Here is a 24613-nt window from a genome sequence, read left to right on the forward strand (position 1 = left end):
GGATATTGTTCGGCAACCCATACTCTTTGAACAGTCTCTCGAAGACGCCAAAGGCATCTGCTTCTCGCGTACTCTCGAGGCCCTCACAACAGATTAAAAAGCGAGAGGCATAGTCCGTCACGGTTAAGGGGTAACAATAATTTTTGTTAGACGATCAGGCCGTGGCGTTGGTGGCCGACACCAAGCAATGGACACCCAAGAACGACCTGTACCGCCACTTTGTGCAGTGGTGCGAAGGCCAAGGCCGTGGCGCAGTGGCACAGGCCGAGTTTTACAAGCGACTGGACAGGTATTTCCAGAAGCAGGTTCAGGAAGATCGGCCCCGCATCAAAGGCCAGCGCACGTACCGCGTCAACGTAGCCGTAGACCCGCAGCCCATCCCCGACGTGGCATTCTGAGCCACACCCCGCCGCCGTTTGGTACAACCGCCCGCCCACCAGCGGGCGGAATTGCATTTTGTGTTCACAAAGCCGTCACTGGTCTGGGCTTGGTCTGGGCTTGGTCTGGGCATTTTTCGACCCCAGACCGCCGCAAACCCGCATGGATACTGGGTTTGTGGCAAGTGGTCTGGGTGGTCTGGGCAAATCCCTACTATTTGTTTTTATTGCAGTTAAGACAATAGATCGATCTCTTGAATTTTTTTCTATCGCAATAGTGTCCAAAATGCCCAGACCACCCAGACCAACCCATTGGAAACCCGCATAAACACTGGGTTTTTGCTGGTCTGGGCATGCACTTTTACCCCAGACCAAGCCCAGACCACCCAGACCAACGTGTGACCAAATTGGCCTTAACCCTGATAAAATGGATACACATTGTGTAACCCGAGAGGAAGCGATGAAAGAAGCTGGAATGCGCATACGCATAGAGCCTGAACTACGGCAGGCGTTTATGACGGCTTGCCGTGGTCAAGACCTGCCTGCGGCCCAAGTGATTCGCACCTTTATCAAAGATTACGTGCGCAAATGCGAGCGCACGCAAGGAGGGGTGCAAACCACGACCAACGTGGCAAGTGGCAAGGCGCGATCCAGTGCCGTCAAGCCCGCCGCCAATGCCGTCACCAAGGCATCCAGCCAGCCAACATAAGAAACGACAAGAACAATGCCAACGCTTCATTGGGTAGGAAAAGACAAGGTCGTCAACCACCACCACGACGTGCCGTTTCGCTTGCTGGACAAGCAGTACACCTTCACGGCCAATGAGGGCACGCATGCCAACTCCACGGGCAACCGCATCATTCATGGAGACAACCTGGAGGCGCTGAAAAGCCTGTTGCCTGAATTTGAAGGCAAAGTGCACTGCATCTACATTGACCCGCCCTACAACACGGGCAACGAAGGCTGGGTGTACAACGACGCGGTGAACGACCCCAAGATCAAGAAATGGCTGGGGCAAGTGGTGGGCAAGGAAGGCGAAGATTTAAGCCGCCACGACAAGTGGCTGTGCATGATGTACCCGCGCTTGAAATTGCTGCATCGGTTGTTGGCGGATGATGGGGTGATTTTTGTTTCGATTGACGACAATGAAGAACATTCATTGCGTGGGGCGTTAGATGAAATTTTTGGAAGAGTAAATTTTCTGGCGAACGTTATCTGGCAAAAACGAACCTCACCAGATGCCCGCCTAAAAATTAGCGACGCACACGAGTACGTGATTTGCTATGCGAAGCAAGGGGCACTTACGAGTATTAAAAAAATACCTCAATCAGAAAAGCAACTTGGAAATTTCAAAAATCCAGATAACGATGCACGAGGGGCTTGGGCATCGACGGATTTTTCTGCACAAGGCTTTCGACCAAACCAAATGTATGAAATAACCACACCATCTGGCAGAGTGGTTGCGCCACCTAAAGGAAATTGTTGGAAGAATACAGAGGATGTTTTTAAAAACCTTGTTGCCGACAACCGTATCTGGTTTGGCAAAAACGGGGACGGTGTTCCTCGACGAAAAACGTTTTTATCTGAATCGGAAGGTGTCTCGGTTTGGACTTGGTGGGGTAATGACGAGGTAGGCCACTCGCAAGAGGCTAAAAAGGAAATTAAGGAAATCTTGCCAGATAGTAGTGATGTATTTGATACGCCCAAACCAGTCCGACTAATCGAGAGAATTTTGCAGATTGCCACTAATGACGATGCGCTGATCCTTGACACCTTCGCAGGCTCAGGCACTACGGCCCACGCAGTCCTGAAACTCAACGCCCAAGACGGCGGCAACCGCCGTTTCATTCTGTGCGAAATGATGGACTACGCCGAAACCATCACCGCCGAGCGGGTGCGCCGCGTCATCAACGGTTATGGCGAAGGCACCAAGGCGGTAGCAGGCACGGGCGGCGCTTTTGATTACTACACCGTGGGCGCGGCTTTGTTCAAGGAAGACAAGAACCTGAACGAAGAGGTGGGCGAGGCCGCCATTCGTAGCTATGTGGCCTATACCGAAAGCATCCCCACGGCACAGCAATGTGGCACTGAAAGCCCTGTGAGCCAAGTCAGCAAATATGCACTGGGAGCCAGCGACACAGCCCTATGGCTTTTCTATTACGAGCGTGATCGTGTGACCACGTTGAACTTGGATTTTCTCGCCAGCCTGAACATCAAGGCACTGCTGGAAAACGGCACAAAACCCAAGCGTAAGCGCCCCGAGCACTTCATTGTCTATGCTGACAAATGCGCCTTGGACAAAGACTTTTTGACCCAGCACGGCATCACGTTCAAGCGCATCCCGCGTGACATCACACGCTTTTAACAAGGAGCAAACAAATGCCCATTATTTCAATGTTTTACGGAATCATCATCCGCATTTTTTTGATTGACAACAAACACCACCACCTGCCACACATTCACGCGCAGTACGCGGAATTTAATGCTGCCATCGACATTGCAGATGGCAATGTGTTATCTGGCAGCCTTCCCCGCAAGCAATTGCGTCTGGTGCAGGCATGGATTGAATTGCACAACGACGAATTAATGGCCGATTGGACGCTGGCCGTTTCGGGCGAATTGCCCTACAAGATTGAACCCTTATAAGGAGGCATCATGTACTGGGACGTAACAAAGGTAAGCGCCGTGTCTGAACGGTGCATTTTCGTTGAACTCGAAAACGGGAAAAGTGGCTTCTTTGATGTGGCACCTTATTGGGATAAGGGCGTACTCAAAGAGCTTCAAAATCCACAGTACTTCAAGCAAGTCACGATTTCGCATGGGTATGTTTCATGGCCGCACGGTCAGGATATTGCGCCAGAAACTTTGCTTGAAAACTTACAGCCGACACTGGCACCAGCACATTAATGGAACTCAAAGACTACCAGAGCACGGTGCTCACCGACCTGAGCACTTACCTGCAAACCCTGCTGGACTACAAAGGCCATTTAGGCAAAGCGTTCACCGCCTACTGGAAAAACCGTGGCGTACTGAACCAAGCCTACAAAAACAATGTGCAGGAAGTGCCCCACGTGTGCGTGAAGGTGCCCACGGCAGGCGGCAAGACCTTCATTGCTATCAACGCCTTGGAGCGCGTATTCACCGCCTTTGCCGAGTACAACCCGAGCCGCCCGAAGTTTGTGGTGTGGCTGGTGCCGTCGCTCACCATCCTTGAGCAAACGGTGAAGAACCTAGCCAACATCGATCACCCTTATCGCCAACGCCTGAACGATCTGTTTCAGGGGCGCGTTCAGGTGTATGAAAAAACCGACGTGCTACAGGGTGCAGGTTTCAACGCGGACACGGTGCGCGAACAGTTGTCCGTGGTGGTCATGTCGTTTGATTCGCTCAAAGCCACCAACAAGGAGAACCGCAAGGCGTATCAGGAGAACGGCTACTTGGCTTCGTTTTTGAACGACAACACGCACGACGCGGTGTTGCTGCCCGAGTACGACAAGTCTTCATTGATCAACGTGATTCGCACGCTGAACCCCGTGGTGGTGGTGGACGAGAGCCACAACGCCGAGAGCACTTTGTCGGTGGACATGCTGCGCAACCTGAACCCGAGTTTCATTTTTGACCTGACGGCCACGCCCCGCGACAACAGCAACATCATCAGCTACGTAGACGCACTGCGCCTAAAAAGACAAAACATGGTGAAGCTGCCCGTGATCGTGGCAAACCAACGCAGTCAGGAAGACGTGATCATGGCCGCGCTGAATATGCGCCGCCAGTTGGAGGTGTTGGCCGACAAGGCCGAGGCCAACGGTGGCGGCTACATCCGCCCCATTGTGTTGTTCCAAGCCGAACCCAAAAGCCGCGACGACAACACGACGTTTGAAAAAGTTAAGCAGGTTTTGCTTGATCTGAATATCCCGCCCGAACACATTGCCATCAAGACCGCCAATGTGAATGAGTTGAAGGGGCAGGACTTGTTGGATCGCCACTGCCAGATTCGATACATCATTACCGTCAACGCCTTGAAGGAGGGCTGGGACTGTCCGTTTGCCTATGTGCTGGCAACACTGGCAAACAAAACCTCAGTGGTAGACGTGACGCAGATTTTGGGGCGCGTGTTGCGCATGCCCTACCAGCGCAAGCACAGCGCCGAACTGCTTAACCTGAGTTATGTGTTCACGGCATCCAGCCAGTTTCAGAACACATTGAACCAAGTGGTGGCGGGTTTAAACAAGGCGGGATTTTCCAAACGCGATTACCGCGAGGTGGATATGTCCACCGTGCCCCTCACAACGGGCTCGACGGGTGCAGGCACAACAGGTGCCCAGCAGGGCGACTTGCTGCCCCCCACAAACCAAGAGCCGACAGAGGCAACCACGGATGAACTGTTGGTGGACACCACCAAACTCAATCCGAACTGGGAGACCGAGGCCGTACAGCACGTCGAAAACTTTGGCGACGGTGCCGCCGCTACAGAAACCCCAGCAGCAGATGCCACAGGCGTGGAAAGCATTAAAGCGCAGGCCGTGCGTGAGGCACAGGAATTTGAAGAACAAGCCGCGCAGACCGAGGGAGACAGTTGCCCAGAAGAACTAAAGGCGGACATGAACGAACACAAGATGAAGCCGATGTTTGAAGCATCCGCACAGGCTATACAGTTGCCTCAATTTTTTCTCAAGTTGCCGTCAGAGGGCGGCTTCTTTGAATCCAGCGATGAGTGGCACAAACTCGCCAAAGAAAATTTGCTGACTGATTTTGTCCTCGCCAATCTGGATGCCACGGTCAACTTTTCAGCCATTGATGCAGACGTGTATTCCGTCGATGCGGAAGACATTGGCAAGGGCGAAAGCGCCCCCGCCTTCAAAGTAGTGAAGAAGGCCGAGAAAGAAAAGCTCAATCACATCATCAAGAGCCAGCCACCTTCAGGGCAGGTGACATCCATCGTGGCGCGTTTGTTCAGCCTAATCGGCAAGAACTCTTTCTACCCCATCGAAGACAACGACATCAAGAAGTACCTCACGCGCATCGTGGAGGTAATGAGTGCCGAGCAACGCGCCGACTGCCTTGAGCGCGACTATGCCTATGTGAAGGCCATCAAGGACATGATTCAGGGCTTGGCAAGCGAGTTTGCCGCCAAAGAGTTCAACAATTGGCTGACCACGCAGAAGGTGAAATTGCAGCCGAGCTTCTCGCTACCCGCAAGCATTGCGCCCAGCGACAACGCGCCCGCCATTATCAAAAGCCTGTATGTCACCGAGCGTGGCATGAATGGGCTGGAAGCCCCTGTCATTGGCAAGGTGGCGCAGCTTGAAAACGTGGTGTGGTGGCACTGCAACTTGGAGCGAAGCAAAGGCTTTTGCATCAATGGTTTTGTCAACCATTACCCTGACTTCATTGTCCTGACCGCCAGCAAAAACATTGTGGTCATTGAAACCAAAGGCGACGACCGCGACAACTCCAACTCAAAAGACAAATTGAAGCTGGGGAAAGTCTGGGAATCGCAGGCCAACCAAATCGCGCATGAGACAGGCTACCGTTACCACTACATGATGGTGTTTGAGAGCAATCCGATTGAAGGGGCTTTGGTGGTGGGGGATGCGTTGAAATTGGTTGGGAATCTTTGAGCCTAGCCATAAATACGAGACAAAAATCAGGAGCAAGTCATGACAGATAAGGCAGTTGATCAACCAGACTTTTTTTATGAAGACCGTTTCCTTGAAAGTTGGGTTGGATCAATCATCAGTGATCCAAGCACCGCAATTGTTGAACTGGTTGCCAACTGCTGGGATGCTTACGCCACCGAGGTCAATATCACATGGCCTGACAAGCGCAACAACCGTCCATTTTCTATATCGGACAACGGCAAGGGTATGCTTCGAGATGAGTTTAATTACATCTGGCGGGCACTTTCTTACGACCGCGTGGCCAAGCATGGCCCCCAGACACTCCCGCCTAGCGACATCAATGGATTGCCGCGAAACGTTTTTGGAAAAAACGGCAAAGGGCGGTTTGCCAGCTTTTGCTTTGCAAATGAGTATGAAATCACCTCTGTCAAGGAAGGACAAAAAATTGTGTTTCGAGTGCGGCGCACGCCTGACAAACCACTTTTGATTGAACCCGTGGAATTCGTTGAATCTGGGGTGACTGGGCATGGCACAAAAATTCAAGGTGCGGGGGAGATTGCTAACATACAAATGACCGAGGAATCCGCCAGAGAGCTTATTGGCAGCAGATTTTTGGCCAATCCAGCATTTAAAGTTTCACTGAACGGTCGAGAAATTGGATTCAGTGACATATCGGCTGACGCGCTGACGGTTGAAACCATTGACATCCCTGACCTAGGGCAAGTTCGCATCAATCACATCGACACGATGAAGGCTGACAAACACACCAAGCAACATGGAATCGCGTGGTGGGTAAACAAACGGGCAGTGGGGAACTGCGGCTGGCGAGGCAGCGACGTTCAAAGAATTTTGGACGGACGAACGGAAAAGGCCAAGCGATTCACGTTCATTGTCGAAGCTGATTTTCTGAACGAGGCCAACGCAGTCAAGGAAGACTGGTCAGGATTCAGAGACGACAACCCTGCATGGAAAAAAGTACGCCCGATTGTCCAAGACCGCATTCGAGAAATAATCTTGCAGTCCAGCAGCGAAGAGCGTGAAGCCAAGCGAGCATCGGTTATTGACAAGGTGGGCAGCACGGTCAATTCACTTTCTCCCATCAGCAAAGATCGCGTGGAAACGTTTGTTAACGAAGTGGTTGATGCTTGTCCAAATTTTGGCGAAGGTGAGATCGTCCAGTTGACCAGCATCTTGGCAAAACTCGAAAAATCCAAATCACGCTACGGCCTATTGGAGCGCCTTCACGAATGCGACCCCAATGATTACGATGCGCTGCACGAAATCATGAGCCAATGGACTGTGGGAATCGCCAAATTGGTTTTGGACGAAATCCAAAGCCGTCTGAAAACCATCAATGAACTTCGCATCAAGCTAAAGACCATCCGAGTAGATGAGGTGCATGAGTTGCAGCCAATTTTTGCCAAGGGCGGGCTTTGGATGTTTGGCCCAGAGTTTGAGACACTGGACTTCACATCCAATAAGGGGATGACCACGGTAATTCGTGAAGTGTTTGAAGACAAGGCTGGTAAGGGATCACTCAATCGACCAGATTTTGTAATCAAGCCGAACGCCAGCATTGGTATCTATGGCCGCGATGCCTTTGACGATGATGGAAACGTGAACGGCGTTGCACACGTCATATTTGTTGATCTCAAGACGACTGGGCTTTCACTGGGTTCAGGTGAAAAAGAGCAAATATGGAAATACGTCAAAGAGTTGAAGGCCAAGGGCTACATTACTAACGCGACCAAGGTTGACGGATTTATCCTTGGTGATCAGATTGAGAGTGGCGAAGCTGGTACACGAAAAGAAGACGATGATCGCGTAAAAATCACCCCGATGCTTTACGAGAGTTTGCTAGTTCGCGCTGAAAAGCGAATGCTGAATCTGAACAGCAAAATACAAGATGCCCCTTTCGTTCAAACACAACAAGAAGAATTGCGAAGGTTTTCCGGGCCGTTGCCCGTCACGCAAGTCCCGCTAATTGCTCAAGCGTAGGTGGAGACCTGCTATATGCTTACAAACACGGAACAATTTCCAAACTTCACGCCACAGGCCTGCCAACTTTGGGCGAATGTACCAGCCCAATTTAGACCCAAACTTTTGTCCAACGTCTATTGCGGCACTTGTCGTGGTGAAACGACCATCCTGCCGAGGGAAAACTGGGTTTCTCCCATGCAGTCATGGCGCAGTCGCAGTCATGTTTGAAATCGGCAAGAAACCCAGGTAAATCAACGTGATTGCCATGCAGTCAAAAGATCACTTTTGACTATTGACATTCGTGTGTTGATCGAGTTGCATGAAATGAACAGTTGTTCAATTTCAGGAGGCCCGATGAAACACACACAAATCACCATCCGCATCACCCAGCCCGTATTGACTGGGTTCCATGCCAAGGCTGCGCAACTCAACGTTTCCACGTCCGAACTGCTGCGGAAAGTTTTGTCTGATTGGCTGACGGGCGACAACCAGCAAAATGATTTTCTTGTCAGGCTAAACCACCTTGATCGAAAACTCGGTGGCGTGAACGAGGCCGTGGACAACATGGGCCTGCAACTCGATGAACTGACCAAAGGGCTTGCTGATTCACTCACGCAAATCAGCAGACAAGTTGCAGCCGTGGGAGGTGCCAAGTGAAAGCCAAGATCGTCACCCAGCCTGGATGTGTTTTCGGCACACCCAGGCTAGGCGGCAGTAGTGCCGATTTTTTGCTCCTGGTGCTACACTTTGCAGCGACACATTTTCATCAACCCGCACGAGCGGAAAAACGGTTTTTTTGAGAGTGGGCAAGGCTTGGCGGAGTGCAGGCGAACTTTCCCGTCCACTCCGCCAAATCTAAAAAGTCGTTATAAATCAACGACTTAGAGAAAGAGCCAAACGGGCGTTAGCGTCACACTCAGGTGTCACACTTATGCCCGTTTTGCCGTCCAGACTGTACGTTCGCGCCCACGGCGTTTTTTACCTCCGCATCATCACGCCCAAAGCCGTACAAGCCACCACAGGCAAGCGGGAGACATGGCACAGCCTGCGCACCAAAGACCCGCAGCAAGCGCGAATTTTGGCTTTATCCTATGCGCTGGAATTGGAAAGGGCGAAGGCAGGCATGGGCACTAAAAAAGGCGGCATCGCGGAAGCGGCAAAACAAATTGCCGACCCGCTCAAAATCACCACCCACGACGGGTACACGGTGGACTTTGACGCGACCCAGCCCGCCGAGAAAGCCGAAGCCTTGGCCTTTTTGGCCGAACACAAAGCCCCCGAAATCAGCGAAGCCCAGCGGCTGGCATGGCAAGCCCAAGAAATCGCCCAATTGCGCGACACCGAAGCGGCCTTTAGGCGCATGGAAGCCGAGGCGCAATACCTACGCAGCCACGCCGCCCAAAACAAGCCCAAATCGCCGCCATTCAGCGACTTTTCAAAAGCCTATCTGACCTTGACCGACAAGTCAGACATCAAAGACCGCACCAAGAAGGTTTACGCCGCCAGGCTCAAAGTGTGGCAAGACTTCATTGGCAAATCGGCCACGCTCGAAGACATTACCCCGCAAACCGTTTTGAATTTTCAAACATGGCTTGCCACGGACGATCCCGTCACCGAACGCAAGGGCATCGCGGCCCGCACCATCGACACCTACACCGAAATCATCAGCCACGTTTACAAGACCACCATCAAGAAACTGGCAGACAACCCCGTCGAAAAACGACTGGTGGGCAAGAAGCAGCGGATGAAGTCCAACCGCAAGCCCTTCACGCCCGACGAACTCACGCGCATCTTTGACCCCGAGCGCCTGAACCTGTGCGCGAACCCCGCCGACGTGTTTGTCCCCATCCTTGGGCTACTGACGGGATCGCGCCCCTCCAATATCTGCCAATTGCGCCTTGGCGACATACGGCGCGAAGACGGGATCAACGTCATCAGTTATCACGATTACTTGGAGGACAACAGCGCGAAGAGCAACGCCACCAACCGCATTGCCCCGCTTCACCCCGTCCTTGAGCAGATCGGGTTTTTGCGCTACCTCGACGACATTAAAAACCTACCCGACACCAACGCCACCACGCTGATTTTTCCGTGGCTCAACCTCTACGAGCAGGGCTATGCCGATGTACCCACGCAGAACTTTAGGGAGGTGCTGAAAGCCCTGAAAATCTACGTGCCCAACGTCAAGGTGTTTTACTCGCTGCGGCACACCACCAACCAGCGCATGAAAGAGCGCGGCGTACCTGAGGACTTCCGCAGTCAATACATCGGGCATGAAAACGACAGCGTGAACCACCGCACCTATGGCGGCACGACACCCACCAAGTTTTTATTGGAGAGTGTGATCCCGCATCTAGGGTTTGAAGAAATCGACTGGCAGGCGATCCAGTACCAGAGCAACCCAAGCCATTTATTGAGGATGTACGAGATTGCACAGAAGCGGGATAGGGCGAAGAAAATCAATTCCGACAAACCTATCGTTAAAAAGAACCAAAAAGAATAGAGACATAAGGAAGGCTCGCGCCAAGCGCTCGCGATCTTCCTAAAAATCCGTTATTTGACGCGGGATTGCAGCGATATTGCAGTGCAACAATTTACCCTTGAAAACTTGGCGTACTTACCAATTTCACTTGGTGTACTTACCAACTTTTGACACCCTTTTTAGCCCCCTTGACTTTTTGGTTTCCATGCCATAAGAGTTGGTATCTCAACCAATTTTTTAGGGGGCATCCATGCCAAGAAAATCAGGCGGCGCAAAAAAGATCAGCACCGACAAAAACCAAGTTCAAACCATCGTCAAAGAGGCAGTTCAAGGAGATGCGACCATCTTCATTGGAGAAACCCGCATCAAGGCGCAGGTTGAATTTGTCATGCTCTTTGGGGCAAATTTTGACCTGCTGCTGAAACAAAACGACACCCTGTGCATGAGCGACATGCGCGTTTTGTTTGCCGTGCTGAACAAAATGAGCTACGGCAACCAACTGAGCATCAAGCAAAAGGCCATTGCCAGTGAATTGAAGATTGATCAGGGCAACGTCAGCAAATCATGGAAAAAATTGTTGGACGCGGGCATCTTCACCCAAGACATTCACGGCAACGAGTTTGTGAACTTTGACTTGTTTCTGAAAGGCAAGGGGCGCAGTGTGGTGGACAACTTCGAGATTCAAGCCCAGATGTGCCATAACGTGCTGGAGGACAAGGGCATCAAGACCAAGCGGCCATTCCGCAAGTTTTACGAACCCACGCCAGAAGGCAACAAGCAGAAAGACATGGACAAGATCAACGCCTTGATGCTTGCCAAGCCACGCAAGTCCAAGGCCACACCCGCCAAGACGGCGGCAGCGCCTGCCCTGACAACAGCCCCAGAACCCGCCACCGTGGCAGAGGAAGCAGACTTGGCGTTCTGACCCACTGCCCACCGCTCAGGCTTCGCCTGCCTATGGACAACCCCGCCCATGCTTGCCAAAGGGCAGCAGCGGGGTTGCCCACAGGTTCAGCCGTGGACAGAAATCATGCGCCTTGTCGTAGTATAATGGCACTTTTCAGGCAAAAAGGAGCAGAAAATGGCGGATTCCGAGATCAAATCACCAAACGGAGCAACACTGTATAAATTCGATGGCTCTGAAATAAAAGAAACCAGTGGAAAGACACTGTTTAAAATCACTAGTCACGAAATTAAAGCCCCAAATGGAGCAACGTTGTTTAAGTTCGATGGCAGCGAGATCAAAAAACCCAACGGTGCGACGGTCTATAAGTACACTGGCACAGAAATAAAAGAAACAAACGGGGCTACGGCGTTTAAATATTCAGCGACAGAATTAAAAAAACCTAACGGAGCGACTCTTTACAAGTTTACAGGACGAATCCCTGTTCCTGTAATTTTTGCATTGGGTTTGATCTAAGGATCGTATTATGGCGCACAAAATTACGCTCAAAAACTTTACCTCAGAAATGACAAGCCGCGATGCGATTTTCATTATTTCAAATAATAATGGAAAGCTCGGGGAACTGATGATAAGTAAGGGTGATGTCAAGTGGAAGCCATTCAAAAAATCGGCAAAACTTAAAAAATTGACTTGGGCGAAATTTTCCGAACTTTTTGAGTCCAATGGAACAGAGATTACAAAATCAAAACTGAAGTCTTCACGTGATTCTGAGTAAAGATTAAAGCCCCCGTTTCACGTTGCCTCAGTTTTCTTGAATCTCGCTTTCAAGGCTTCAAACTTTTCACGCCCCAAGCCTTGTTTTTGAACCCCGTGATCCGCCCCCGTCAAAATCGCGTGGCGCACCGTGGCGGGGATGGTTTCAATCAGCGCGATCACTGCCCCGCCCAGCGCAATCTTGACGTGCTTGTCAGCGTCTCTTTCCTCATCGCGCAAACTTTTCTTTGCCGCTGAAATCTGCTTTGCAACCGCCGCCCGCCGATTTTCCAATTCTTCAATTTTTGCCAGTGTGGTCATGATCTGAATTTTTCCCAAATGTGGATAAATCCAGTTACGGGGATCACGCCTCAAATGTCAATCCCCGCTTTGTCTTTCCTCCAATGAGCGAGCGCCAGCGAGCGTGAAACCCTCCGAGCGAGCGGAACGCGAGCGATTCAAAAAGGCAGCCCGCATCCCTCCTAGAAGTCGGTGCTGACGGGCGAGGGGGTCTTGGGGGACACTCCCCCAAGCGCAATACACGTTTCTCCTTCGGAGCAAACGTTCCTTGCGCCAAAGGCTTCGCCTCTGGACTCCAACCCCCTTCCGAATCCCTTCTGGAACGCCCCCTCGGGGGGCTTTCGGAACGGGCTTCGCCCGTTCGTGGTTTCGCTTCGCTCACCCCAAAAACCAGCCCCGACCGCTGCGCGGTCTCCTGTCGCTTCGCTCCTTTCTTTTTCGAGAAAATGAGAAAAGGAACGCCGCAGGCGTTCGCGGGGGGTTGGTGGCGCGAAGCCCCCAAGTGCAGGCATTGCCAAACAGGGGGTTGATCCCGTAATCTGTTCTATGGCGACCAATTACGTTTCAACCCGAACAGGCACCGCAGGCAAAGGCGCAGGCGGCAAGCACGCCGCCTACATCTCGGGTTTGGATCGCTATGCAGAAAAAGGCGAAGTTCAAGCCGTCATTGATAAAAACATCCCCGCCACTGTTGCCAAAGACGGTTTGGAATTTTTCCAAAAAGCCGACGAGTTGGAGAGAGCCAACGGGCGCAGTTATCGCAGCCTGATCGTGGCCATCCCTCGCGAAGCCGCCGACAAAACGGCATGGGCGCAAACCTTCACGGACGAATTGCTCAAAGACCGCCACGCCTACCGCCTTGCCATCCATGACAAGGGCGACGGTAACCCTCACGCCCATTTGATGTTTTCAGAACGGGGTTTGAAAGAAGGCAAGACCGCCAAGGACTTTTTCAGTCGCCAGAACCCCAAAGATCGTTTTGTCAGTCACAAGGACTGGCTGAAAAATGCCAAGGCGCTTTACCTGACCCACGTTCAAAAAGTCGCGCCCGACTTTGTGCCCACCCCAAAGGGCGAGCCGAAGATCGGCCCGAAGCTCAAAAACGCAGGGGAAAGCTACGAAACCCAACGCGCCGACCGTGAAACAAAGGTGGGCATCATCCGCAGGGGTGAAACCGCCATTGAGGGGCTGGACAAAAAGCTGGCGAAAGAAAAAACCCGCTTTGCTTACGACCACTTCAAACCGCAGCTTGAAAAAGCGCCCGCACGGACGAAGGTCAAGATCCGCAAGGCGATGCGGATTCACGTCAGCAAGCCAAACAAGGACGGCAGCCCCAAGACCATCAAACAAATCTTGGAAGAACTCAGCCAAGCCGTGGCGATATGGATCGCCGACCTTGCCCGCGAGAGCGAACGCAAGGCGCAGGAGATGCGGGCGCAAATGATGGAGGCCGAGCGGCAGCGGCTGGCCGCGCATGGGGGCATCCCCCGCCCTTTTGGGTTTAGCCCGTCTTCCTCATGGGGGCGGGCAGCACAAGCCCAGACCGCCACCACGCCGACGAGATCGAGCGGCCACCGCCGTTGAAAGTGTGACACTCACACCTACAATGCACACTTGGAATTTTCCAAGCTACGACGCTTATCCCAGCGCTCGCAGGGCTTGGCCGAGTGTGACAGGGGCATCCCGTCCGCTCCGCCATAATTAAAGCAGCACGCTGTGAGTGATCACTTACATATGTGTCTTTATCTTTCAAAGTTTGAAAGATGTCTGGGAATACCAGTTCCTAACCCCCCATCTTCTTAACAAGTCTAGCGCCCGTTGCTACCCGGTTCGGGCGACGATCATAAACTGTAGAAATCATTTTGTCGTTTGTGTGGCCAGTGGCAGTTTTAGTATCGGTATCACCACGCTCCAGCTTGTCAGTAACCGCCATCGGTCGACACTCTTGAAGACTAAATCGCTGAAACGGCACGCCGCGCTCTTCAGCCACCTTTACACATTCAAACATAAGCTCATCCAAAGATGACTTCCAGCCGCCTTTGGTGTACTTCTGCCCTTGCATATTACCGAACAGGTACATCGTCCCAGCCACCTTGTTACGCTTGATGGAAAGAGTTTCACGCGCAGTACTGCGAAGTTCAGCTGTCCACTCGATCAGGATGGCTGGTTTCGTTGGGTCTTTGCCGTCCCGGCAAAGTAAACCTTGGTCGGTGATGGAGTCTCGAGTAAATGACCTGACCTCAACCGACTTACGTACACACAGGCATCTACACATGATGACGATTTGACCCCCGTGACGACCATCTCGGCAGACCAGTTGATTGCCTCAATGGGGTGGTTTGCCGTGGCAAAGTGCAGCGTAGCCTGAATGGCAGTCATTGCGTGATTGCTATCAATTCGGCTACCGCATCCGGTGAGGCGTTGCACACGCTGAGCCCGCAATCCGTGCAACTGACGCAATCCGCGCAACGCTACCCCAGAAAAGTGCCGCCTCGGCTAATTTGAGCGCTTCGTAACCACGCTTGTAACAGCCATGACCAACACCAAAAACAAAACACCGCATCTGAAACAAAAGGCCGCACCCCTGTCAAAAGCTTATCGCCGCAGCCTATACCGTGAGCCACCACGGTTGTTCGTGTCCCTGAAAGTCTTCTGCCCACTGTGTACCAGCTCCTTGACCAAGCGCGGCAGGATGTTGAAGACGCTGCATGGCTTGACCGCTGAGGGCACTTGCCAAGCAGGTGATGTTGGCGTAAAATGTGTACACATAGATTCACAACCGTAGAGGCATCCACATGGAAACGACAAAGGTAGGCATACGCGAGTTTCGCTCCGACTTGGCCGAGTACATCGCATCCAGCACACCCGTTGCCGTCACGCGGCACGGTCAGACGGTTGGCTACTTCATCCCCACGCAGGGACAGGTTGAAGCAGACATCGCAGCCTTGAAAAAAGCCAGCAAGACCTTGGACAAGCTGCTTGAGGCGCAGGGTGTGGATGTTGAGTCTGTGGTTGCAGACTTCAAAGCAGCACGCAGGAAAGCCAGCACACCCGCTCAAAAGCTGAAAGTCAAAGCGGCATGAGTGGCAAAGCCATCGTGTAACAACGGTCAAATTTTTCACACCCGATGTTGCCTACGCAGATGCGCGAAAGTATCTGCCCGCGCTGTTAAAAAAGCGCAGGGTTGATTCCAGTGCAGCAATGCTGGTGCTGGATAGGCTTGAGGGTGTTGTGCAATCCATTGATGCGGAACTATATGCAGGCATGCAACAGCAGGCGTTTGCAACGCATCGCAGTTCGTGATGCGGACGACTGGCCTGTTTTGGCTTGTGCAATGACCTTGGGTTGTCCAGTCTGGACTGAAGACGCGGACTTCTTTGGCACTGGCGTGGCTACTTGGACATCAGACCGTATCGCTTTGTATTTGGCCTGAGGCAGACCAAAATGAAAAGGGTGATGGAAACGCAACTTGTCGAAGGCGTTGAAGTGCATCGTGGTTCCGGCAACGTGTTTTCTGACCTTGGCCTAGCCGATGCTGAAAAGCTCACGATCAAAACTGGCTTGGTGATCGAAATCAGGAAAGCCATGAAAAGCCGTGGCTTGACCCAACAAGAGGCTGCCAAGCGAATGGGCATCACCCAACCTAAAGTCTCTGACATGATGCGTGGAGATTTCACCAACCTGTCTGAGCGCAAGCTGAGGGACTGCCTCACACGGCTTGGCTACGATATTGAAATCAAGGTGCGTCCGGCTAAGGCTGAAGTAGGGCATTTGATGCTTGCTCCGGCCTGATACGTCAGGAGTTCCGAGTGGCAAACAAAATACCAAATTCAGTCATTGGAGCCGTGTCGTCAGTTATTGCGGCCCATTATTACAGTCACTCGACGTTAAACGCACTTTTTATGGAGAGTGGTGCGCCCGGTGATGTTCCGCCGGGTAATTGCGAAACGAAGTGTGCATCTTGGCTGAAGCAATGCAACGAAGACCCAACCGTGGATGCACTTGCAGTTCTTGGGCAGGTAGTTCAAAAATTCATGGATCAAGAGCCTTCAGATTGGCAGCCTGCAATCCGAGACGGCCAAAAGCGCATACGGGAACGTCTTTCAAAACACCAATTGACCTATCAAGTCAATGGCTACGTCACTCTTGCTGGCGCAAATATCGCTGCCAAGACACTCGCAGACTATCTGAGGGCGGGTGATTTTTCCTCCGTCGAGGCGGAGTTTACTCGCGCCATAGGCCAGCTTGAACGTTACCCCTACGCAGCAATTACGGCTGCTAGCTCAATCATTGAAGCCTTGTGCAAGACGTACATCGAAACATTCGGGCTAGAGTTGCCGAACGTTCAGACAATTACCCCGCTGTGGCGAACAGTGCAGTCACACCTAGGCCTCAATGTTGATCCAACGCTCCGAGACGATCAAAAAAGGGTTCTTCAAGGGCTGGCATCTATTGTTGATGGAGTAGGTGCTTATCGGACGCACATTGGCTCAGCGCATGGTCGCGGTGTAGCCCCGCCGACAATTCAGGTCTCTGAGGCTCGTCTCGCCGTGAATGCTTCACATACTCTTGTCACATTCGTTATGGAGTGTTGGCAGGCCGCGAAGCCGTCCTTTAGTGCGACGAGCGGGTACTAGTTAGCAGTCACCAAACGCCATCACAACAAGCTCGGTATTTTTCTGCGCACCACCAATGCCTTCACCACCAGCGCCACCGATTGCGCTGACAACCCCTGCCGTGCAATGCGGTCATGGCGGGTGACGGCACGAAAAACATACCCCTCTTTGATACCTGCGATTTCCAGCCAGTTCACCAAGGCACGCACCGGACAGCGGTCGCCTTTGGCATGGGGAATGAACACGGTTCGGCCTTGACGGTCTTGGTCAGTCTTTGAGGACGGTAAGAAAATTTCCAAACCAGTGGGTATCGTATTCCATAAAGCTCACAAGCCACACGCAATCAGCTTCCAGGTCGAGACGTTGATTTCACGTTGAACTCGCTTGCGTTCGGCTATCGTTACTCAGGCAGAGAACATCATGCCAGACCACGTTTCAAGTGCCGTCATTCTGATATTCACTCATTGACACATTGACCGCTTATAGTGGTTCGGCAGAGTCACAGCCCTCTCGCCGATAGGCTCAGCCAATGAATCCAATTGATACAAACAATTAGCTTTATTTAGCCAGTCAGTTAAGATAGAACCTACCAAGCCAGACCTACCGATTGTTTTTTTTAATCGCACTAAAAGGAAATCTCTCATGTCCCTGATCAATACCCAAGTCCAACCTTTTAAGGCTAATGCTTTTCATAACGGCAAATTCATTGAAGTCACCGAAGCCAGCCTGCAAGGCAAGTGGTCGGTTCTGATTTTCATGCCTGCCGCATTTACCTTTAACTGCCCGACCGAAATTGAAGACGCTGCTGAAAACTATGCAACGTTCCAGAAAATGGGTGCTGAAGTTTATATCGTCACGACCGATACTCATTTCTCGCATAAAGTGTGGCATGAGACATCACCCGCTGTTGGCAAAGCAAAGTTTCCGCTCGTTGGTGACCCAACACATGCCTTGTGTAACGCTTTCGGCGTGCTGATCCCTGAAGAAGGTTTGGCACTGCGTGGCACCTTTATTATCAATCCTGAGTTGATGATCAAGACCGCTGAGATCCATTCAAACGAAATCGCTCGTAACGTAGAAGAGACCGTTCGCAAGTTGAAAGCAGCTCAATACACCGCAGCGCATCCAGGCGAAGTGTGCCCAGCGAAGTGGAAAGAAGGCGACAAGACATTGACACCTTCATTGGATTTGGTCGGCAAGATCTAAGTTTGGTTCGATGCCCTGATGATCAGGGCGTTGAGCGCAGGGCATTCAACGGCGCAGGGCCGTCGCGTGCCCTACCCTCAGCACCGAACCCCCCAGGCACCTTCTGCAGACCAGCGTTTTAGCGCGTGGTCGGGATGAGTGCCGCCAAGACACAGGAGAGCACCATGCTTGACGATACCCTTAAAGCTCAGTTGAAGACCTACCTTGCCATGTTGAGGCAGCCCATTCACTTGCTCGCCTCGCTGGATGACAGCGAGACAGCGACTGACATGCGCAACTTGCTTGAGACGATTGCCAGCTTGTCGGATAAGGTCTCCATCGACCTCACCGGCAACGATGCTCGCAAACCCTCTTTCGTCGTTGTCCGCGATGGCGATACTGACGGGGTACGCTTTGCTGGGCTGCCACTGGGGCATGAGTTCACATCGCTGGTGTTGGCATTACTCTGGACAGGTGGGCATCCCCCTAAAGTCGAGCAAGATGTTTTAGATGCCATCAAAGCGCTCGACGGTGACTTTAATTTTGAAGTCTACATGTCGCTGTCTTGCCACAACTGCCCTGATGTCGTTCAAGCGCTCTCGCTGATGGCGATCTTTAATCCCAAGGTTAAAACGGTGGTGATTGAGGGCGGCGCCTTTCAGCAAGAAGTAACTGACCGCGAGATCATGGCTGTGCCCATGGTGTTTCTCAACGGTGCCATGTTTGGCTCAGGCCGCATGAACGTTGAAGAGATCATTGCCAAACTAGACACCAAGGCGGGTGCGCGCGAAGCTGCCAAACTTGACGCAAAAGAGACCTATGACGTGCTGATCGTCGGTGGCGGCCCCGCGGGTGCAGCCGCTGCTGTCTATGCAGCCCGTAAAGGTATCCGCGTGGGCATCGCAGCCGAGCGTTTTGGTGGTCAAACCAATGACACCATGGGGATAGAAAACTATATTTCTGTCCTTCAGACCAATGGCCCGTCGTTCGCCGCAGCGCTTGAGGCGCAAGTACGTCACTATGACGTGGATCTCATGAACTTGCAGCGGGCAACCAAGCTTATCCCAGCCAGCACAGCCGGCGGTCTACTAGAAGTGCAAATGGAAAACGGTGGGTCGTTGAAAGCTCGTACTGTCATTTTGTCGACCGGGGCACGCTGGAGAAACGTCAATGTGCCTGGCGAACAACAATACAAAAACAAGGGGGTTGCCTACTGCCCTCACTGCGATGGCCCTTTATATAAAGGCAAAAAAACGGCGGTGATTGGCGGTGGTAACTCGGGGATTGAGGCCGCCATTGACTTGGCCGGGATTGTCGAGCATGTCACCGTGTTTGAATTCGCGGATCAACTCAAAGCAGACGCAGTGTTAGTGAATAAACTCAAAAGCATGCCCAATGTCACCATCTATACCAACGTCCAAACGACTGAGATCACAGGGGATGGCAGCAAGGTCAACGGCATTAAGTTTAAAGACCGCGCAACGGGTGAAGAACATCACACGGCACTCGCCGGCGTATTCGTTCAAATTGGTTTAGTCCCGAACACTGAGTTTTTAAAAGAAACATTAGCACTCACCAAATTTGGCGAGATCGTCATTGACGATAAAGGCCACACCAACGTGGCAGGCGTCTTCGCTGCCGGCGATTGCACGACGGTACCGTACAAGCAAATCGTCATTGCGGCTAGCGAAGGCGCTAAAGCGGCCTTGAGCGCCTTTGATTACCTGATCCGCTCACCCCTGACCACCGAGGCTCAAGAAGTACCCCTTGTCGTCTAAAACGAGGGAGTAGTGGATGTGTTATTTTAGGTCACCGTAAAAACACATCCATACTAATGAATATACGGGCATATTTCAGAAGCAATGACTCTGTCATCCTCATCGGGCTAATTGGGGTTGTTTTAACGGTCTGCGCGTTTTTTCTCGTTCGAAATATTGAAACGCAGAAAGAGCGAGCTCAATTCGACCGACTAGCAGACCAAGAGCTAGCCAGAGTTCGTGGCAACGTTGCCTTAACGATCGATAACCTCGTTGCCATTGGCGCGTTTATTGACACGTCTCATCAACTCAGTCGCAGCGAGTTTACGCAACTCGTCTCGCCGATGATTCAAAAGAATCCCGCCATTCAGGCGGTCGAGTGGGTCCCGAAGGTATCGGAGTCTGAGCGGCTTCGATACGAAGCGATGGCACAATCTGATGGCCTCAGCGGTTACAGATTTACCGAACGAGATGCAAAAAACGTCTTAACCCTCGCCGGAGATCGCTCGGAATATTTTCCGATCTTCTACATTGAACCCTTCTCTGGTAACGAAGCGGCACTTGGGTTCGACCTTGCCTCGAACGCGACTCGCAACGCAGCGCTCGTCGCAGCGGCAAAAAAGGGCAATTTGGTGTCGACAGCGCGGATCTCGCTGGTTCAGGAGGTGGCTAACCAATATAGCTTTCTGGTGTTTCGGCCGGTTTATTACAAATCTGGCCAAGCTAATGTTGATGACAAAGGCAATCTGTTTGGTTTCGTGGTCGGCGTGTTTCGGATGCGAGACTTAGTTGAAAAATCTGGTGAATACTTAAGCAAAAAAAACCGAGAGAGTGTGAGCCTCGCGGTATTCGATTTAGATGCAAAACCAAACGAGCATCTGATGTATCCGAGACATGCCAAAATTGACTCGGTCGCCGATTTGCCGCACGGGTTTAGCATCGAACAGCAATTTCTAGTGGGTGATCGCACCTGGTCTGTCGTGGCCTACCAATCCTCGGACGAAAGTGATTTTTGGGGTAGCTGGTTAACTCTCTTTGCCGGTCTGGTCATTACCTCTCTTATCGTCGCCTATCTTCATCAGCTGTCACGAGGGCGGCAGGCAATTGCCGAAAAGATCGCTGCTGAAAAGTCCGAGGCGACCAAATCCCAATTTATGGCGATGATGAGTCATGAGATTCGAACACCCATGAACGCAATTATTGGGCTGTCTTACCTTTGCTTAAAAACCAATCTTGATGAGAAGCAGCTCGATTATCTTTCTAAAATCAATAGCGCAGGTTCATCGTTACTGGGCATTATTAACGACATCCTTGATTTCTCAAAAATAGAAGCAGGGATGCTGGTCTTAGAGAAAATCGAGTTTGGCTTGCCTGCCCTCATTGAAAATGTCTGTGCCATCGCGTCTCAACAGCTGGGCGAAAAAAACATCGTATTTACCATCGATGTTTCAGATGAGATCCCGGCAGTGTTGATTGGCGACCCACTAAGGCTCGGTCAAGTACTGACCAACTTGGTCGCCAATGCGGTCAAATTTACTGAAAGAGGTGAAATCCGCGTCGCTGTCAAAACAGCGAGTCGTGTCAACGAACAAATCCGACTTCAATTTTCTGTCAGTGATACGGGGATAGGCATTACCGTCGAGCAGCAAAGCCGGCTTTTTCGGGCATTTTCTCAGGCTGATGAATCCACCACAAGAAAATATGGCGGAACAGGCTTGGGATTGGCCATCAGCAAAGAGCTCGTCGAAAAGATGGGAGGTTCTATTGCAGTCACCAGTGTCTCAGGTGAAGGCTCAACCTTTGATTTCGATGTGTTGCTGAAGGCGCCAGTGCAGCCTGATGAATCCGCCGAGTTCAACTGGGGATCTGTGAAAGATTTTCGAGTCCTTGTCGTCGACGATAACGAGGACGCCACCAAACTGTTGTCACACCTGCTGACGCCACTCAACATGCGCGTCGACGCAGTTGTGTCGGGTACTCAGGCCATTGCGTATGTGCTTGCCGCCTGGAGACAGGGTGATCCCTACCAGATTGTCTACTTAGATTGGAAGATGCCCGGCATTGATGGTATCGAAACAGCCAAGGCCATCAAACGGCAACTGCCTGAGAATAGTCACCCCTTTATTGTGCTGGTGACAGCAATCGATATTGAAAAAATTCGTCCTGCCGCGCGTCAGGCGGGAATTAATGATTTTCTGTCAAAGCCGCTTGAACTCGCCCCGTTAAAAGAGAGTATTTCATCGCGGTTTTCGGTTCGAGCCCGCCTCGCTAAAAGCCAACAATTTGCCGATGAGCCCGAGTTATTCTCTGGACTCAGCATCCTTCTGGTCGAAGACAATCTGGTCAACCAACAAATTGCCACTGAATTGCTCGAGAGCGTGGGCGCAGAGGTCGATTCGGCAGGCAATGGCAAAAGAGCTATCGAAATGCTGGTCGGCAAAAAGGGCTATGACCTTGTGCTGATGGACTTGCAAATGCCCATCATGGACGGGTTTCAAACGACCAGCCTACTACGCAGTGATTCAGACTTCAACAACCTACCGATCATTGCGATGACCGCGGATGCCCTCGGCGAGCAACGCAATAAATGTCTGGCCATTGGGATGAATGACTTTATTACGAAACCCATTGATCCAGATTTGTTGTTCGCCACCGTGGCGAAGTGGACCAAACGTCATGCAAAAAAAATGACAGGGGATCTGGCTTATGCCAATCAATCACTGAACATGAAGATTAGCGGTGTCGATACGGTCACCGCACTTAAGCGGGTCGCAGGTAATCAAGCTGTTTACGTATCGATTCTTCGTCAGTTTTGCAATGAACAGAAAAATACGACCGCATCGATTCGGCAAGCTATCAGCAATAAACAACTGGATGTGGCCGAGCGAATAGCGCATGCCATCGCTGGCGCGGCTGGCAACTTGGGGGTGATCGAACTAGCGTCACATGCAAGACACCTTGAGCGCAGCCTTCGAGATCACGTGATCGACGAGACAGTGCTTCATACTTTCGATACCGTGCTTTGTGCTGCCGTTGACCACATACAGCAATATTTGTCGTCTCTGACCGCGGTTTCTGCCGAAGACCGTTCACACGCTGAGATCAATCGCGCCGACCTGTCCAAAAAAATTCGCCAGTTAGTTAAACTGGTGCGGGCCGACGATAGTTTAGCGGCCGATCTGGTTGTCGACATATCTCCGTTGCTGCGAAGCACGGTCGACCCAACGCTCGTGGCACGACTTGAAACTTCAACGATCAATTACGACTATGATGAAGCCTTAGTTTGTCTTCTAGACATCTGTTCGCAAATGGGTTTAAAGCCGGAGTGATTGCATGCCTTTAGCGAAACTCGAGACGATCCTGGTGGTGGACGATGCACCACTGAACATCGCGATGATTGCGGGCTTACTCAAAGATAAGTTCAAAATCAAAGTCGCGACGCACGGTGAAAAAGCAATCGCACTTGCCAACGGGGTTGAGCCGCCGGATCTGATCCTACTCGACATCATGATGCCAGAAATGGATGGTTATGAAGTTTGCCGTCGTCTTAAGGCAGATCCCAAAACAGCTGAAATCCCCATCATCTTTCTCACCGCCAAGAGTGATACGGTAGACGAGGAAGCTGGCTTTGCGCTTGGGGGTGTGGATTACATACAAAAGCCATTTTCACCCGCGCTGGTTCTGGCAAGGATTTCTACACAACTGTCGCTGCGTCGCGCCGTTGATACTGCCCGAGCCGCACAAAAAAAGGCCGATGATCTGTTGCGCTGTTTGTTACCAGAGGCCGCAGCTGCAGAGATTCAACATTTTGGCAGCTATGCGCCACGCCGTCACGAACAGGTCGCCGTTCTTTTCTGCGATATCGTCAACTTCACCTCTTATTGTGACCGGCACGAGCCGGAACAGGTGATCGGAGAACTAGATGTTCTGTATAAGCTGTTTGAAGAAATTATTGAAAAACATGGCTTAGAAAAGATCAAAACGATCGGTGATGCATTGATGTGTGCGGGCGGTTTACTGAAACCTCTAGATGACCCACTCAATGCTGCAGCACGCTGCGGTCTTGAAATGATTCGAATTTTAAAAGCGTCAAATTTGTCTTGGAAAATTCGCGTCGGCATTGACTTTGGATCCGTGATCGCGGGCATCGTTGGTCAGCAGCACTATCAGTACGATATTTGGGGAAGCACGGTGAATCTTGCGGCGCGCATGGCCACTTTTGCTGAGGTGAACTCAGTCGCTTTTTCGGCAAAGGTATTTGGCAATATTGCAGACCGATATAACCCGCACGTGGTAAGCAATGTTTACATCAAAGGGAAAGGTAGAATGGACATTGTCCATGTCACCACCGCCAAGCAGGCCTTGGCTGAGCCCAACGCGACACTCGGCGAGTCGCGTCAGATTGTCTAACTCATGGGGCTTGCCCACTATTCAGCGAGTCAACAAAGACACGGGATCAGTCGCAATGAACAACAGCACACCGATCACTGAAAACAACAGCAAGTCTTGCAACAAGCCCAAATCAATCCACTTCACGTTCACGGATGAAATCGTTTGATCGTAGGTATATGTTGATGTCGTCACATCGATTGCGTCATTGAATTGAACACTCATCGTGATCTCCTGAACAGGTTAAAG

Annotated in this window: 27 protein-coding genes and 1 pseudogene; 21 read left to right on the forward strand and 7 right to left on the reverse strand. The window is 51.6% G+C overall.

What is annotated here, in order from left to right; all coding sequences use genetic code 11:
- Window positions 1-146: 146 nt before the first annotated feature.
- Complete coding sequence (locus AC1W8Y_RS12205; RefSeq protein ID WP_482014761.1) at window positions 147-455, reverse strand: hypothetical protein; 309 nt, start codon at window positions 453-455, stop codon at window positions 147-149.
- Window positions 456-837: 382 nt separating this feature from the next.
- Here AC1W8Y_RS12205 and AC1W8Y_RS12210 point away from each other — a divergent pair, with 382 nt between their 5' ends.
- The 11 genes from AC1W8Y_RS12210 to AC1W8Y_RS12260 all read left to right on the forward strand — a co-directional run bounded on the left by AC1W8Y_RS12210 (window position 838) and on the right by AC1W8Y_RS12260 (window position 12139).
- On the forward strand, window positions 838-1086 hold the full coding sequence (locus tag AC1W8Y_RS12210) for a hypothetical protein (protein WP_482014762.1): 249 nt from the start codon (window positions 838-840) through the stop codon (window positions 1084-1086).
- A 15-nt stretch (window positions 1087-1101) separates the two neighbouring features.
- Window positions 1102-2742 carry a site-specific DNA-methyltransferase gene (locus AC1W8Y_RS12215; RefSeq protein WP_482014763.1) on the forward strand — a complete coding sequence of 547 codons (1641 nt, stop codon included), beginning with the start codon at window positions 1102-1104 and terminating at the stop codon, window positions 2740-2742.
- 14 nt (window positions 2743-2756) lie between these two features.
- Window positions 2757-3023, forward strand: a complete 267-nt coding sequence (locus AC1W8Y_RS12220; RefSeq protein WP_482014764.1) for a DUF4160 domain-containing protein — start codon at window positions 2757-2759, stop codon at window positions 3021-3023.
- A gap of 9 nt (window positions 3024-3032) precedes the next feature.
- Window positions 3033-3284, forward strand: coding sequence for a DUF2442 domain-containing protein (locus tag AC1W8Y_RS12225; RefSeq protein WP_482014765.1), 252 nt, complete (start codon window positions 3033-3035; stop codon window positions 3282-3284).
- Entirely contained in the window at window positions 3284-5998 is a 2715-nt protein-coding gene (locus AC1W8Y_RS12230) for a DEAD/DEAH box helicase (protein ID WP_482014766.1), read from the forward strand. The genes AC1W8Y_RS12225 and AC1W8Y_RS12230 overlap by 1 nt, the downstream gene beginning before the upstream one ends.
- A 39-nt stretch (window positions 5999-6037) precedes the next feature.
- A complete protein-coding gene (locus AC1W8Y_RS12235; RefSeq protein ID WP_482014767.1) occupies window positions 6038-7996 on the forward strand; it encodes an ATP-binding protein in 1959 nt (652 codons plus the stop codon).
- 336 nt (window positions 7997-8332) lie between these two features.
- Window positions 8333-8635, forward strand: coding sequence for a hypothetical protein (locus AC1W8Y_RS12240; RefSeq protein ID WP_482014768.1), 303 nt, complete (start codon window positions 8333-8335; stop codon window positions 8633-8635).
- A 274-nt stretch (window positions 8636-8909) separates the two neighbouring features.
- On the forward strand, window positions 8910-10481 hold the full coding sequence (locus tag AC1W8Y_RS12245) for a DUF6538 domain-containing protein (RefSeq protein WP_482014769.1): 1572 nt from the start codon (window positions 8910-8912) through the stop codon (window positions 10479-10481).
- Window positions 10482-10710: 229 nt separating this feature from the next.
- Window positions 10711-11385, forward strand: a complete 675-nt coding sequence (locus tag AC1W8Y_RS12250; RefSeq protein ID WP_482014770.1) for a replication/maintenance protein RepL — start codon at window positions 10711-10713, stop codon at window positions 11383-11385.
- A gap of 156 nt (window positions 11386-11541) precedes the next feature.
- On the forward strand, window positions 11542-11880 hold the full coding sequence (locus tag AC1W8Y_RS12255; protein WP_482014771.1) for a hypothetical protein: 339 nt from the start codon (window positions 11542-11544) through the stop codon (window positions 11878-11880).
- 10 nt (window positions 11881-11890) lie between these two features.
- Window positions 11891-12139: a hypothetical protein gene (locus AC1W8Y_RS12260; protein WP_482014772.1), complete on the forward strand. Its 249-nt coding sequence runs from the start codon at window positions 11891-11893 to the stop codon at window positions 12137-12139.
- 17 nt (window positions 12140-12156) lie between these two features.
- Here AC1W8Y_RS12260 and AC1W8Y_RS12265 read toward each other — a convergent pair whose 3' ends face one another.
- Window positions 12157-12438, reverse strand: coding sequence for a hypothetical protein (locus AC1W8Y_RS12265; RefSeq protein ID WP_482014773.1), 282 nt, complete (start codon window positions 12436-12438; stop codon window positions 12157-12159).
- A 525-nt stretch (window positions 12439-12963) separates the two neighbouring features.
- Here AC1W8Y_RS12265 and AC1W8Y_RS12270 point away from each other — a divergent pair.
- Window positions 12964-14001 carry a MobA/MobL family protein gene (locus AC1W8Y_RS12270; RefSeq protein WP_482014774.1) on the forward strand — a complete coding sequence of 346 codons (1038 nt, stop codon included), beginning with the start codon at window positions 12964-12966 and terminating at the stop codon, window positions 13999-14001.
- 199 nt (window positions 14002-14200) lie between these two features.
- On the opposite strand, the gene AC1W8Y_RS12275 is transcribed toward AC1W8Y_RS12270, so the two are convergent.
- From AC1W8Y_RS12275 to AC1W8Y_RS12285, 3 genes are all read right to left on the reverse strand, one after another.
- Window positions 14201-14497, reverse strand: coding sequence for a site-specific integrase (locus AC1W8Y_RS12275; protein WP_482014775.1), 297 nt, complete (start codon window positions 14495-14497; stop codon window positions 14201-14203).
- Between the two features lie 321 nt (window positions 14498-14818).
- Window positions 14819-14980 (reverse strand): hypothetical protein, encoded by a 162-nt coding sequence (locus tag AC1W8Y_RS12280; protein ID WP_482014776.1) that lies wholly within the window; start codon window positions 14978-14980, stop codon window positions 14819-14821.
- A 45-nt stretch (window positions 14981-15025) separates the two neighbouring features.
- Entirely contained in the window at window positions 15026-15184 is a 159-nt protein-coding gene (locus tag AC1W8Y_RS12285; RefSeq protein ID WP_482014777.1) for a hypothetical protein, read from the reverse strand.
- A gap of 28 nt (window positions 15185-15212) precedes the next feature.
- Here AC1W8Y_RS12285 and AC1W8Y_RS12290 point away from each other — a divergent pair, with 28 nt between their 5' ends.
- The 5 genes and pseudogenes from AC1W8Y_RS12290 (at window position 15213) to AC1W8Y_RS12310 (ending at window position 17054) form a co-directional block, all read left to right on the forward strand.
- On the forward strand, window positions 15213-15500 hold the full coding sequence (locus AC1W8Y_RS12290) for a type II toxin-antitoxin system Phd/YefM family antitoxin (RefSeq protein WP_482014778.1): 288 nt from the start codon (window positions 15213-15215) through the stop codon (window positions 15498-15500).
- Window positions 15501-15570: 70 nt separating this feature from the next.
- Window positions 15571-15720 (forward strand): annotated as a pseudogene (locus AC1W8Y_RS12295) (hypothetical protein); the annotation flags it as partial.
- Window positions 15662-15850 carry a PIN domain-containing protein gene (locus tag AC1W8Y_RS12300; protein ID WP_482014779.1) on the forward strand — a complete coding sequence of 63 codons (189 nt, stop codon included), beginning with the start codon at window positions 15662-15664 and terminating at the stop codon, window positions 15848-15850. The pseudogene AC1W8Y_RS12295 and the gene AC1W8Y_RS12300, both read left to right, overlap by 59 nt.
- A gap of 23 nt (window positions 15851-15873) precedes the next feature.
- Window positions 15874-16209 (forward strand): helix-turn-helix domain-containing protein, encoded by a 336-nt coding sequence (locus AC1W8Y_RS12305; protein ID WP_482014780.1) that lies wholly within the window; start codon window positions 15874-15876, stop codon window positions 16207-16209.
- A gap of 17 nt (window positions 16210-16226) precedes the next feature.
- Window positions 16227-17054, forward strand: coding sequence for an abortive infection family protein (locus AC1W8Y_RS12310; protein ID WP_482014781.1), 828 nt, complete (start codon window positions 16227-16229; stop codon window positions 17052-17054).
- Window positions 17055-17074: 20 nt separating this feature from the next.
- On the opposite strand, the gene AC1W8Y_RS12315 is transcribed toward AC1W8Y_RS12310, so the two are convergent.
- Window positions 17075-17332 (reverse strand): site-specific integrase, encoded by a 258-nt coding sequence (locus tag AC1W8Y_RS12315; RefSeq protein WP_482014782.1) that lies wholly within the window; start codon window positions 17330-17332, stop codon window positions 17075-17077.
- A gap of 343 nt (window positions 17333-17675) precedes the next feature.
- Here AC1W8Y_RS12315 and ahpC point away from each other — a divergent pair, with 343 nt between their 5' ends.
- The 4 genes from ahpC (at window position 17676) to AC1W8Y_RS12335 (ending at window position 24385) form a co-directional block, all read left to right on the forward strand.
- Window positions 17676-18239, forward strand: coding sequence for an alkyl hydroperoxide reductase subunit C (ahpC, locus tag AC1W8Y_RS12320; RefSeq protein ID WP_482014783.1), 564 nt, complete (start codon window positions 17676-17678; stop codon window positions 18237-18239).
- Between the two features lie 164 nt (window positions 18240-18403).
- Window positions 18404-19996, forward strand: a complete 1593-nt coding sequence (gene ahpF, locus AC1W8Y_RS12325; protein WP_482014784.1) for an alkyl hydroperoxide reductase subunit F — start codon at window positions 18404-18406, stop codon at window positions 19994-19996.
- 56 nt (window positions 19997-20052) lie between these two features.
- Entirely contained in the window at window positions 20053-23304 is a 3252-nt protein-coding gene (locus AC1W8Y_RS12330) for a response regulator (protein WP_482014785.1), read from the forward strand.
- A gap of 4 nt (window positions 23305-23308) precedes the next feature.
- Window positions 23309-24385, forward strand: a complete 1077-nt coding sequence (locus AC1W8Y_RS12335; protein ID WP_482014786.1) for an adenylate/guanylate cyclase domain-containing protein — start codon at window positions 23309-23311, stop codon at window positions 24383-24385.
- 21 nt (window positions 24386-24406) lie between these two features.
- On the opposite strand, the gene AC1W8Y_RS12340 is transcribed toward AC1W8Y_RS12335, so the two are convergent.
- Complete coding sequence (locus AC1W8Y_RS12340; RefSeq protein ID WP_482014787.1) at window positions 24407-24589, reverse strand: hypothetical protein; 183 nt, start codon at window positions 24587-24589, stop codon at window positions 24407-24409.
- Window positions 24590-24613 lie beyond the last annotated feature (24 nt).

This window comes from Jezberella sp. (genome assembly GCF_964834465.1).